General features: G+C 59.9%; 9 protein-coding genes. 7 read left to right on the top strand and 2 right to left on the bottom strand.

The window, feature by feature from the left end:
- Positions 1 to 57: 57 nt before the first annotated feature.
- The 7 genes from panB to AC3WWR_RS21120 all read left to right on the top strand — a co-directional run bounded on the left by panB (position 58) and on the right by AC3WWR_RS21120 (position 10,839).
- Positions 58 to 858, top strand: a complete 801-nt coding sequence (gene panB / locus AC3WWR_RS21150; RefSeq protein ID WP_020798594.1) for a 3-methyl-2-oxobutanoate hydroxymethyltransferase — start codon at positions 58 to 60, stop codon at positions 856 to 858.
- On the top strand, positions 855 to 1,715 hold the full coding sequence (panC, locus tag AC3WWR_RS21145; protein ID WP_020798595.1) for a pantoate--beta-alanine ligase: 861 nt from the start codon (positions 855 to 857) through the stop codon (positions 1,713 to 1,715). Before panB ends, panC begins: the two co-directional genes overlap by 4 nt.
- A 221-nt stretch (positions 1,716 to 1,936) precedes the next feature.
- On the top strand, positions 1,937 to 3,601 hold the full coding sequence (gene pgi, locus AC3WWR_RS21140; protein ID WP_020798596.1) for a glucose-6-phosphate isomerase: 1,665 nt from the start codon (positions 1,937 to 1,939) through the stop codon (positions 3,599 to 3,601).
- Positions 3,602 to 3,760: 159 nt separating this feature from the next.
- Positions 3,761 to 5,698: an acetate--CoA ligase gene (gene acs / locus AC3WWR_RS21135; RefSeq protein WP_492599033.1), complete on the top strand. Its 1,938-nt coding sequence runs from the start codon at positions 3,761 to 3,763 to the stop codon at positions 5,696 to 5,698.
- Positions 5,699 to 5,735: 37 nt separating this feature from the next.
- On the top strand, positions 5,736 to 6,605 hold the full coding sequence (locus AC3WWR_RS21130; RefSeq protein ID WP_033039530.1) for an oxygenase MpaB family protein: 870 nt from the start codon (positions 5,736 to 5,738) through the stop codon (positions 6,603 to 6,605).
- Positions 6,606 to 6,774: 169 nt separating this feature from the next.
- Positions 6,775 to 7,791 (top strand): class I SAM-dependent rRNA methyltransferase, encoded by a 1,017-nt coding sequence (locus AC3WWR_RS21125; RefSeq protein WP_033039528.1) that lies wholly within the window; start codon positions 6,775 to 6,777, stop codon positions 7,789 to 7,791.
- A 93-nt stretch (positions 7,792 to 7,884) separates the two neighbouring features.
- Complete coding sequence (locus tag AC3WWR_RS21120) at positions 7,885 to 10,839, top strand: DUF748 domain-containing protein (RefSeq protein WP_033039526.1); 2,955 nt, start codon at positions 7,885 to 7,887, stop codon at positions 10,837 to 10,839.
- A 234-nt stretch (positions 10,840 to 11,073) separates the two neighbouring features.
- Here AC3WWR_RS21120 and AC3WWR_RS21115 read toward each other — a convergent pair whose 3' ends face one another.
- Positions 11,074 to 11,427, bottom strand: coding sequence for a BON domain-containing protein (locus AC3WWR_RS21115; RefSeq protein ID WP_033039525.1), 354 nt, complete (start codon positions 11,425 to 11,427; stop codon positions 11,074 to 11,076).
- A 312-nt stretch (positions 11,428 to 11,739) separates the two neighbouring features.
- Positions 11,740 to 12,159, bottom strand: coding sequence for a pilin (locus AC3WWR_RS21110; protein ID WP_020798602.1), 420 nt, complete (start codon positions 12,157 to 12,159; stop codon positions 11,740 to 11,742).
- Between the last annotated feature and the right edge of the window lie 300 nt (positions 12,160 to 12,459).

Here is a 12,459-nt window from a genome sequence, read left to right as displayed (position 1 = left end):
AAGAATCACGCGCGTTACTCGCAGTAGTTTCCACAGCGCCTGAATGAGGAACTTTTCATGCCAGCCATCACCCTGACCACTCTGCAAGGTCTCAAGCACAAAGGTGAAAAAATCACCATGCTGACCTGCTATGACGCAACCTTCGCCCACGCCTGCAACCAGGCCGGTGTCGAAGTGCTGCTGGTGGGCGACTCCCTCGGCATGGTTCTGCAAGGTCATGACAGCACCCTGCCAGTGACCACCGCCGAAATGGCTTACCACGTGGCGGCCGTCAAACGCGGTAACACCGACGCCTTGATCCTTGCCGACTTGCCCTTCATGGCCTACGCCACCACGGAACAGACCATGACCAACAGCGCCCTGCTGATGCAGTCCGGCGCTCACATGATCAAGGTCGAAGGCGCATTGTGGTTGGCGGACTCGATCCGCCTGCTGGCGGAACGAGGCGTTCCGGTCTGTGCCCACATGGGCCTGACCCCGCAATCGGTGAACATCCTCGGTGGCTACAAGGTCCAGGGTCGCAATGAAAACCAGGCGCGGCAGATGCGTGCCGATGCCATTGCCCTGGAGCAGGCCGGCGCGGCGATGTTGCTGCTCGAATGCGTGCCCAGCGAACTGGCCGCAGAAATCACCCAGGCCGTGAACATACCGGTCATCGGGATTGGCGCCGGCCACCACACCGACGGCCAGGTACTCGTGCTGCATGACATGCTGGGCCTGTCCATTACCGGTCGCGTCCCCAAGTTCGTGAAAAACTTCATGACCGGCCAAACCAGTATTCAGGCCGCCTTGAGCGCCTATGTCAGCGAAGTCAAGGCGTCGACTTTCCCTGGCACCGAACATGGATTCTCTGCATGAACACCGTCAAAACCGTCCGCGAACTACGGGCCGCCGTGGCCCGTGCCCGCGGTGAAGGCAAGCGCATCGGCTTCGTGCCAACCATGGGCAACCTGCACAGCGGTCATGTCGCACTGATCACCAAGGCCACCCAACGGGTGGATTTCGTGGTTGCGAGCATTTTCGTCAACCCGTTGCAGTTCGGTGCCGGCGAAGACCTCGACAAATACCCGCGCACCCTCGCCGCCGATCAGGAAAAACTCCTTGAAGCGGGCTGCGACCTGCTGTTCGCGCCAACCGTTGAAGAGATGTACCCCGACGGCATGGCCGGACAGACCCGCGTCAGCGTCCCGCAACTTTCCGAAGGCCTGTGCGGCGCCAGCCGTCCAGGGCATTTCGAAGGTGTGGCAACGGTGGTCAGCAAGCTGTTCAACATGGTCCAGCCGGACCTGGCGATCTTCGGCCAGAAAGACTTCCAGCAACTGGCGGTCATTCGCGCGCTGGTGCATGACCTGAACATGCCGATCCAGATCATCGGCGAGCCGACGGTACGGGCGGCCGATGGCCTGGCACTGTCATCGCGCAATGGCTTCCTCACCGAAGACCAGCGCGCCGTGGCACCGGTGGTGTATCGCACGCTGAGCGAGATCGCCGAAGCGATCAGGCAGGGTGAGCGTGATTACCCGGCCCTGATCCGCACCAAGCTGCAACAACTCGAAGCGGCGGGCCTGCGCCCCGACTACCTGGAAATTCGTCATGGTATGAGCCTGCGCCCGGCAACCCCGGAAGATCGCGACCTGGTCATCCTGGTGGCGGCGTTCCTGGGGACGACGCGCTTGATTGACAATTTGCACCTGAACCTCGACACCCCCGCCTGAATTCCCCCCCACAACGCCCCCACGACTGCGCCGGTATAAAAAAGTACCGGTCGCAGGTCCGACAAAGCCAAGACAGATCGTCTCTCTGGGTTTACTGTTACCGGCCTGCGCTATTTAATCGTGTGCACGCAGGCTAACCGGATACCACTCAGACGGTGGTCAGGACATTCCGGTATTTTCAGTGTCTTAAAGGCAGTTCAAGTAAAAGGAAACCCGCAGCGATGGCGTACTACCGCACCCCCCACGACGTGACCGCCCTGCCCGCCTGGCAAGCGTTGAAAGACCACCGCCAGGCCATGCAGGATTTCAACATGCGCGAGGCGTTCAACGCCGACCCGCAGCGTTTTACCCAATTCACTCTCAGTAGCTGCGGCCTGTTTCTCGACTATTCGAAAAACCTGATCAACGCCCAGACCCGTGACCTGCTGGTAGGCCTGGCCGACGAAGTCGACCTCAAGGGCGCGATCAAGGCGCTGTTCGATGGCGAAATCGTCAATGCCTCCGAAGGACGCCCCGCCCTGCACACCGCCCTGCGTCGCCCGGTTGGCGACAAGTTGTCGGTCAACGGCGTCAACGTGATGCCTGAAGTGCACAAGGTGCTGAACCAGATCACTGACCTGGTGGGCCGCATCCACGACGGCCTGTGGCGCGGCTACTCCGAAAAGCCGATCACTGACGTGGTCAACATCGGCATCGGCGGTTCGTTCCTCGGCCCCGAGCTGGTGTCCGAAGCCCTGCTGGCCTATGCCCAGAAAGGCGTGCGCTGCCACTACCTGGCGAACATCGATGGCAGTGAGTTCCACGAACTGGCGCTGAAACTGCGCGCCGAGACCACCTTGTTCATCGTCTCGTCGAAATCCTTCAACACCCTCGAAACCCTGAAAAACGCCCAGGCCGCACGCGCCTGGTACCTGGCCCAAGGTGGTTCGGAAGCCGAGTTGCATCGCCACTTCATTGCGGTATCGAGCAACAACGCTGCCGCCGTGGCGTTCGGCATCCGCGAAGAAAACATCTTCCCGATGTGGGACTGGGTCGGCGGGCGTTACTCGCTGTGGTCGGCCATCGGCCTGCCGATCGCCCTGGCCATTGGCATGTCGAACTTCAAGGAACTGCTGTCCGGTGCCTACACCATGGACCAGCACTTCCTCAACACCCCTTTCGAACAGAACATGCCGGTGCTGCTGGCCCTGCTCGGCGTCTGGTACGGCAATTTCTGGGGTGCGCAAAGCCACGCGATCCTGCCGTACGACCACTACCTGCGGAACATTACCAAGCACCTGCAACAGCTGGACATGGAATCCAATGGCAAGAGCGTGCGCCAGGACGGTACGCCCGTCAGCACCGATACCGGCCCGGTGATCTGGGGCGGTGTAGGCTGCAACGGCCAGCACGCTTACCACCAGTTGCTGCACCAGGGCACCCAACTGATCCCGGCCGACTTCATCGTGCCGATCGTCAGCTTCAACCCGGTGGCCGACCACCACCAGTGGCTGTATGCCAACTGCCTGTCGCAAAGCCAGGCGCTGATGCTCGGCAAGACACTGGCCGAAGCCCAGGCCGAGCTGCGTGACAAAGGCATGAGCGAAGAACAGGTGCAGAGCCTTGCGCCGCACAAGGTGATCCCGGGCAACCGTCCGAGCAATACCCTGGTGGTCGAGCGTATCAGCCCGCGGCGCCTGGGTGCGCTGGTGGCGATGTACGAGCACAAAGTCTTCGTACAAAGCGTGATATGGGGCATCAACGCCTTCGACCAATGGGGTGTGGAGTTGGGCAAGGAGCTGGGCAAAGGCGTCTACAACCGCCTGGTCGGCAGCGAAGAAACCCCGGCTGACGACGCGTCTACCCAGGGCTTGATCAACTACTTCCGCGGGCGTCACCGCGGCTGATCTGACACCGTTCCTGCGGGGAACTAACCTTGTAGGAGCTGCCGCAGGCTGCGATCTTTTGATCTTCTAAAAGCAAAGTCAAAAGATCGCAGCCTTCGGCAGCTCCTACGAGGGTCGCGCAGCTCCCCTCTTGTCGCCAAACAAGAAGAAGGAACCGTCATGTTCGATATCAGCACGTTCCCCAAAGCCGATGCCGTGCGCCGGGCTGCACAATTGAGTCAGGACGACTATCACCGCCTGTACCGCGAATCCATCGAGCACCCCAGCACCTTCTGGGCCGAACAAGCCACCCGCTTCCTCGACTGGAGCGCACCGTGGCAAACCGTCCAGCGCTACGATCTGAAAACCGGTGAAGCCCATTGGTTTGCCGGCGCCAGGCTGAACGTCAGCTACAACTGCATCGACCGTCACCTGGCAACACGCGGCGATCAGACCGCGATCATCTGGGAAGGCGACGACCCCGCCGAATCCACGCAAATCACCTACAAGAAGCTTCACCATTACGTCTGCCGCCTGGCCAACGTGCTCAAGAGCCGTGGCGTGAAGAAAGGCGATCGTGTATGCATCTACATGCCGATGATCCCTGAAGCCGCCTACGCCATGCTCGCCTGCTCACGCATCGGTGCAGTGCATTCGGTGGTGTTCGGTGGCTTCTCGCCGGATTCGTTGCGCGACCGGATCCTCGACGCCGACTGTCGCACAGTGATTACCGCCGATGAAGGCGTGCGCGGAGGCAAGTTCGTGCCGCTCAAGCACAATGTCGACAAGGCGCTGCAAAGCTGCCCGGATGTCAGCACCGTGGTCGTGGTGGAACGGACCCAGAACCCGGTGAACTGGGTCGAGGGCCGGGATCTCTGGTATCACCAGGCACTGCGTGACGTCGGCGACGACTGCCCGCCCGAGCCGATGGACGCCGAAGACCCGCTGTTCATCCTCTACACCTCCGGCAGCACCGGTAAACCCAAAGGCGTGCTGCACACGACGGGGGGCTACCTGCTGCAAGCGGCAATGACCTTCAAATATGTCCTGGACTACCGCGATGGCGAAGTTTTCTGGTGCACCGCCGATGTCGGCTGGGTCACTGGCCACAGCTACATCGTCTACGGGCCCCTGGCCAATGGCGCCACCACCCTGATCTTCGAAGGCGTGCCGAGCTACCCGAGCACCTCGAGGTTCTGGCAGGTGATCGACAAGCACAAAGTGAATATCTTCTACACCGCCCCCACCGCATTGCGCGCTCTAATGCGCGAGGGCGCAGAACCGTTGCAGGAAACGTCCCGCTCCAGCCTCAGATTGCTCGGCACCGTCGGTGAGCCGATCAATCCGGAAGCGTGGGAGTGGTACTTCAATGTCGTCGGCGAACAACGCTGCCCAATTGTCGATACCTGGTGGCAGACCGAAACCGGCGGCATCATGCTCAGCCCGCTGGTCAGTGCGCAACGGATCAAACCAGGCTGCGCGACACAACCGATGTTCGGCGTGCAGCCGGTGTTACTGGACGAACATGGCAAGGAAATCAAAGGCGCCGGGAGCGGCGTGCTCGCCCTGAAATCAAGCTGGCCAGCGCAGATCCGCAGCGTCTATGGCGATCCGCAACGGATGGTCGACACTTACTTCAAGCCCTACCCCGGCTACTATTTCACCGGCGATGGCGCCCGCCGCGACGAAGACGGTGACTACTGGATCACCGGGCGCATCGACGACGTCATCAATGTCTCCGGGCACCGCATCGGCACTGCCGAAGTGGAGAGCGCCCTGGTGCTGCACGACAGCATCGCCGAAGCCGCCGTGGTCGGTTACCCCCATGACGTCAAGGGCCAGGGCATCTACGCCTTCGTCACTCCCATGAACGGCGTCGAGCCCAACGAAGAACTGAAGAAAACCTTGCTGGCCCACGTCAGCAAGGAGATTGGCAGCTTCGCCAAGCCCGACCTGATCCAATGGGCGCCGGCCTTGCCGAAAACCCGTTCGGGCAAGATCATGCGGCGCATTCTGCGTAAGATTGCCTGTAACGAACTGGACAGCCTGGGAGATACCTCGACCCTGGCCGACCCGAGCGTGGTCCAGGGCTTGATCGACAAGCGCCTGAACCAATAACGTACTGCCGCCGCCTACGGAAAATCACCGGGACACCATGGAATTCATTCGCAGCCGTATCGAAACCCAGATCATGAGCCTGACCGGCCTGTCCCTGGGCAAGCTCGACCTGGAAAACCCCAAGGGCGATCCTGGGCTGTTCGGACCGGATTCAGTGAGCTGGCAAGTCCACGGCGACTTCAGTAGCATGTTGATCGGCGGTATCAGCGCCCTGATGCTGCAAGCGCTGCACCCGCTGGCCTTGGCCGGTGTGTGGGACCATTCGAATTTCCGCGAGGATATGCTCGGTCGCTTGCGCCGCACCGGGCAATTCATCTCCGGCACCACCTTCGGCTCACGACAGGACGCCGACTGGCTGATCGAAAAGGTGCGCACCATCCACCTGCAAATCACCGGCACCGCGCCCGATGGCCGGCTCTATGCCGCCAGCGATCCCGACCTGCTGACCTGGGTGCACGTCGCCGAGGTCAGCAACTTCCTAGCAGCGCACCTGCGTTATCGAAATCCGCAGCTGTCCCTGGCCGATCAGGATCGTTATTACGCAGAGATCGCGTTAGTCGCCGAGCGCCTGGGCGCCCGTGACGTGCCGCGCTCCCGGCAGGAAATTGCCGCTTATCTTGAGCGCGTTCGCCCGCAACTGTTGTGCGACGAGCGCAGTCGTGAAGTACTTCGCCTGTTGTTGAACGCTCCCTCCCCCAGCCGTTTAGCCCGGCCTTTCGGCGGGTTGATGATGCAGGCCGGGATCGACCTGCTGCCGGATTGGGCCAGTGACATGCTCGGTGTGAGCCAGGGGCCGCTGCAACGCAAACTGATCCGCGCCAGTGTCAATCGCAGTGCGCCGATGCTGCGCTGGGCGGTGCGTAATGGCTCGGTGCATCGTGCGAAACGGCGTATGGGCCTGTCGTAGGAGCGAGCATGCTCGCGATGGACTTGAATACTGCGCGGAGTGTCAGGCACCCAGCGTCATCGTTGACGATCATCGTCGGAACGCCGCCCGGAGCATGCTCGCTCCTACAAGTGTTACTGCGCTCAAGCTGTTAAACTCCCGCGCCCAATTCCTCCTGTAGGCGCCCAGCATGTCTTCCTTGAATCAGGCGCTGCGCGCCGCCCTTGAACATCGCCAGGACCTGCTGGCCGAGTTGCACAGCCAGGGCACCGACTGCTATCGCCTGTTCCATGGCAGCCAGGAAGGCGCCGGGGGGCTGACGATCGACCGCTATGGCCCACAACTGATGGTGCAAAGCTTCCATCAGTCGCTGGACCGCGAGGCGTTGCTGCACTTGCATGAAATCGTCAATCAATACCTGGGGCTGGAAACCCTGCTGGTCTATAACGACCGCTCCCGCGGCAACTCGCGCATCGACCGTGAAGACACCGTCTACCGCGCCGAAGAAGCCGCACTGCAAGACCTGGTTGGCCACGAGTGGGGCTTGAATTACCGGGTACGCGGGCGCCATGCCGGGCAAGACCCGCTGTTGTTCCTCGACCTGCGCAACACCCGTGGCTGGGTCAAGGAGCACAGCAAGAACAAGCGCGTGCTGAACCTGTTCGCCTACACCTGCGGGGTCGGCCTCAGCGCCGCAGCCGGTGGTGCCAGCCAGGTGTGCAACCTGGATTTCGCCGAAGGCAACCTGGCGGTCGGGCGCGAGAATGGCTTGCTCAACCCGCAACTGCCAACCATGGAGTTCATCCAGTCCGACTACTTCCCGGCCATTCGCCAGTTGGCCGGCCTGCCTGTCAGCCAGCGTCGTGGGCAGAAATTGCCGAGCTATCAACGCCTGGAACAGCGCCAGTACGACCTGGTGCTGCTCGATCCCCCTGCCTGGGCCAAGAGTGCCTTTGGCACCGTCGACCTGCTTCGCGACTACCAGAGCCTGCTCAAGCCGGCATTGCTGACCACCGCTGACAATGGCGTGCTGATCTGCTGCAACAACCTGGCAAAAGTCAGCATGGACGACTGGCGCGAGCAGGTCTTGCGTTGCGCCGAGAAGGCCGGCCGTCCGGTACGGGAGTGGACCGTCATGAAACCGGGCGCCGACTTCCCGTCGATGGATCAGCAGCCGCCCCTGAAAACCCTGATTCTGCAGCTCTGAAAGTCGCCGTTGTTTTCAGATACATCCCGCCCGATGTAAGGACTTCGGAACCGAAATCGCGTGCCATACTCCAAGGCACTCCGATCCAGACAGATGAAGCCATACATGTACAAAGGATTGATTCGCGCCATCGGCGCCTTGTTGACTGCTCTGGCCCTCTACAGTCTGCTGGGCTTTCTCATTTTGCCCGGCATCGCGTTGCGCGTTGCCAACCAGCAACTGGCCAACTACGCCACGACGCCCGCCACGATCCAACGGATCGAACTCAACCCATTCAGCCTTGAAGTAACCCTTTGGGGCCTGAACATTGGCGAGCCCGGCAAAGAGCAGGTCGGCTTCGAGCGCCTGTACGCCAACCTGCAACTCGACAGCCTCTGGACCAAAGCGCTGCACCTGTCGGATATCGAGCTGGAAAAATCCAAGACCGAGGTGCTCTTCGGCAAGGACGGAAAGCTCAACCTGATCGGGTTGTTCAAATTGCCGACCAGCGAACCGACACCCGTCGACCCTGACGCCAAGCCATTCCCGCTGCGCATCGACCGAATCAAACTGGTGGACGGATCGCTGCACTTCAAGGATGCACGCCCCAGCGAAGCCATCGAATTCCTCTACGACAAGCTCGATTTCGAACTCAAGAACCTCAGCACCCTGCCGGAAGACAGTGCCGACATGACACTGGTGGCAATTGGTCCCAACGGCGGCCAGATCGACTGGACCGGCAACTTCAGCCTGATCCCTCTCGCCTCCGAAGGTAAGCTGAAAATCACCGACGGCAAGATGAAAGCTTTTTGGCCCTATGTGCGCGACGCCGTGCCGCTGGACCTCGAAAGTGGCGTACTCAGCCTCAGTACCGATTACAAACTCAACCTGTCCAAGCAAACCGAACTGCTGCTGAACAATGTCGCGGTCAGTATCGCCCCCTTCGCGATCAAGGCCCCGGATGGACGGCCGCTGGCGAGACTCGAACGCCTGGACATCAGCGAAACCACTGTCGACCTGGCAAAGCAACAAGTGGTGGTCGGCAAGATCCGCAGCCACAAGCTGGAAACCTGGGCAGCCCTGGAAGCCGACGGGCAACTCGACTGGCAGAAACTGTTCGCCAGCCAACCGTCCAAACCAGCGGCCAAGGCCAACGCCGAACCGCCGAGCACCCCGGCGGCGGCCGATTCGCCGAAACCCGAACCCGCGACGCCAGGCAAACCGTGGCAAGTGCTTCTCAATGATGTGCAATTGCGCGATTACAAAGTGCATCTGGCGGACCGCAAAGCACAACCTGCGGTGGAACTGGAACTTAGCCCGCTGAATCTCGACTTGCAGAAGTTCGACAGTCTCAATGGCTCGCCCTTCCTCCTCAAGCTCGACACCGGCGTAGGCAAACAGGGCAAGCTCACGGCCGATGGCGAGGTCAACCTGGCCCCGGTCAGCGCCCGACTCAACGTACAGACCAAGGACATCGACCTGCGCGTCGCCCAGTCCTACATCAGCCCGTTCATTCGCCTGGAACTGCGCAGTGGCATGCTCGGCAGCGACCTGGCGGTCAACCTGAAAAGCACCGATCCGCTGGCGCTCAGCGTCACCGGCCGCGCCCAGGTCGATCAATTGCATACCCTCGACACCCTGAAAACCCGCGACTTTCTCAAGTGGCAACAATTGGTGGTAGAAGGCCTGAACTACCAACACGGCGACAGCCTGTCGATCGACAAGATCAATCTGCTGCAACCCTATGCGCGCTTCATGATCAACGATGACCGGACCACCAACATCGATGACCTGCTGATCCCGCAACCGGCCGACGCCGGCGCCAAGCCCGCCGCCGCCAAACCCACCGCCAGCAAGGACAAGCCCCTGGGCATCCACATCGGCGGCATTGCCATCAACGACGGTTCTGCGAACTTCGCCGACTTCAGCCTGACTCCGAACTTCGCCACCGCCATTCAGCAGCTCAACGGTTCGATCGGCACCATCGACAGCCGTCAGGCGAAACCGGCCAGCGTCGACATCAAAGGCAAGGTTGACCGCTATGCACCGGTGACCATCAAGGGCGCGGTCAATCCGTTCGACCCGATGGCCAGCCTCGACATCGCCACCAGCTTTAAACGCGTGGAACTGACTACATTAACCCCCTACTCCGGCAAGTTCGCCGGTTATCGCATCCGCAAGGGCCGACTCAACCTCGATTTGCATTACGTGATCGTCAAGGGCCAGCTCAAGGCTGAGAACAAAGTGGTGGTCGAACAGTTGCAACTGGGCGAAAAGGTCGACAGCCCGGACGCCGTGAGCCTGCCATTGAAACTGGCCATCGCCTTGCTCAAGGATGTCGATGGCAAGATTTCCATTGAACTGCCGGTCAGCGGTGACCTGAACAATCCACAGTTCAGCGTGATGCCGATTGTCTGGCAGACCCTGCGCAACCTGATTGTCAAGGCCGCTGCCGCGCCGTTCAAACTCATTGGCGGCCTGGTGGCCGGTGGTGGTTCGCAAGACCTGGGTACCGTGGCATTCGCACCGGGTTCCAGTGAACTGAACAAGGACGCCGAAGCGGCGCTGGTCAAACTGTCCCAGGCCCTGAAGGAACGTCCGGCCCTGCGCCTGGAAATCGAAGGCACTGCCGCCAAGAGCAGCGACGGCCCGCTGCTCGCCGAGCAACGCCTGGAACGGGAATATCAGTACAACTACTACAAAATGCTCCAGCGCCGTGGCGACAAGGTTCCGGCCAAGGCAAATTTGCTGGAGGTACCCGATAGCGAGAAAGGTCCGCTGCTGGAAGGGATCTATCGCACGCGCCTGAAGGTCCAGCCACCTGCTGAATGGAAAGACCTGGGCAAAGAAGAACGCACCGCGAAAATGCGCGAGCAGGTTATCCAGTTCTGGAGTTCCAGCGAAGTGCTGTTGCGTGAGCTGGGCCAGGAACGCGCCAGCAGCATCAAGGACTATCTGGTCGATAAAGGCCAGCTCGCCGATGACCGTGTGTACTTCATCGATGCCCAGTTGGGCGAAGCGGAAAAAGACGGCAAGGTCGTTACGCCCCTGCATCTGGACGCCGAATAACGGCAACAGCAAAAGATCGCAGCCTTCGGCAGCTCCTACTGGTCTACACAAACCCATGTAGGAGCTGCCGAAGGCTGCGATCTCTGCTTTGAATAGAACAGGCCCCGACACGAATGCCAGGGCCTGTAATGGCCACATCCTTATGGCCGGTCGCATGAACTACAAGGTTGCGGCAGACGTATGACTCAGCCCGTCTGCCGCGCCTTCTCCCAGTCCAGGCGAGAAGTCTTAGCCTTAATCGGCTTTCAGGCCGTCAGCAGAGACCGCTTTGACGCCTTTGATTTTCTTGGTGATGGACACGGCGGTGGCTTTCTGGGCATCCGTTACCGCAACGGTGGACGACAGGGACACAACACCTTTGTTGGTTTCTACTTTGATATCGGTACCTGGGATGCCTTTTTCGGTGACCAGGTCTGCTTTGACTTTGGTAGTGATCCAGGTATCGGAAACATCCTCTTTCGCTTCGGTGACTTCACCGGCGGCCAGCATCATGGGTGCTTGTGTGGCCTGAGCCTGGGCAAATGCAGCGTTGGCCATGGTCAGGGTCAACGCGGTAGCAGCAGCGGCAGCAATAGCGAACTTCTTCATACGAGTAACTCCTGTTTTTCTGGAAAGTCTGCTGGTTAGCGTGTCAGCAGGGTTACCAGAGATATTGCGAACGCTGTGCCAACTTTGAAACAGACAACAATTACTTATAAATCAACGACTTATAAAAACAGTTATTTTTCACAATCATGCAAAATGCATGAGTTGGAAATTATCTACATGCAAGTTGCGGGTTTTGAAGAAGGCCTAAGGCCATGAATTTTTGGAAGTTTTCTCAATTACTCGAAATCGCTGAACGGCGAGCAAAAAAAATACCCCGCACTGAGCGGGGTATCGGGCCCACAAGCCGATGGATCAGGCCTTTGGCTCAACGCCCTTGCAGCCTTTTGGCGCATACTCCTGTTCGACACCGGTGGTGCACGTCCAGCCAGTCAACGAGCGGGTCAAGGTAATGGTTTTATTCAACACCTGCGCCGGAGCATTGAGGATTGTGCAACCAATTGTGCCAGTACCTTCTGCTGCTTTGCCCACTGCGGTCGTGGCGCAGTTGGACGTGGTGGCGGAGCCGCCCACCTGCGTCAGGTCCGGATCTGTTCCTTGGTTCATCAAGTCTTCAAACGCCACCTTCAATGCTGAAATCTCGGCAAGACCTGCCGTGACCTTGGCCCGCGCCTGGTACTTGGAGTAAGCAGGGATCGCAAACGTCGCCAGGATCCCGATGATCGCCACGACTATCAGCAACTCGATCAGGGTAAAGCCTTTTTGATTATTCAATGACAGCCTCCGTGCATGAGTCGAAATCTCATGATCTGCACCTGCTGCAGCACAGCCCATGCCAAGCCCGACGTACCTTGTTCGCGGGGTGCAATCGTTGCCACGAAGCCCTTCCTACCCCCAGGAACCGCACTATCTGACACTTTTTGTCACCTCAAGACCGCAGGTTTTGTTCCCCCGCTTGACTAGGCTATAAGTCTTCAATTGCTTGCGCCCGGAACCCCGAGGAACGCATCGGCACATTCACGATCTATGAGGCGGTCGATTGCAATCAATGCAACGGCGGTTATAACCGGGTCA

The sequence above is a fragment of the Pseudomonas sp. EB271-G4-1 genome (assembly GCF_058791355.1).
Note: the sequence above shows the minus strand (reverse complement) of the source record. Positions and strands in the feature narration are given on the sequence as shown.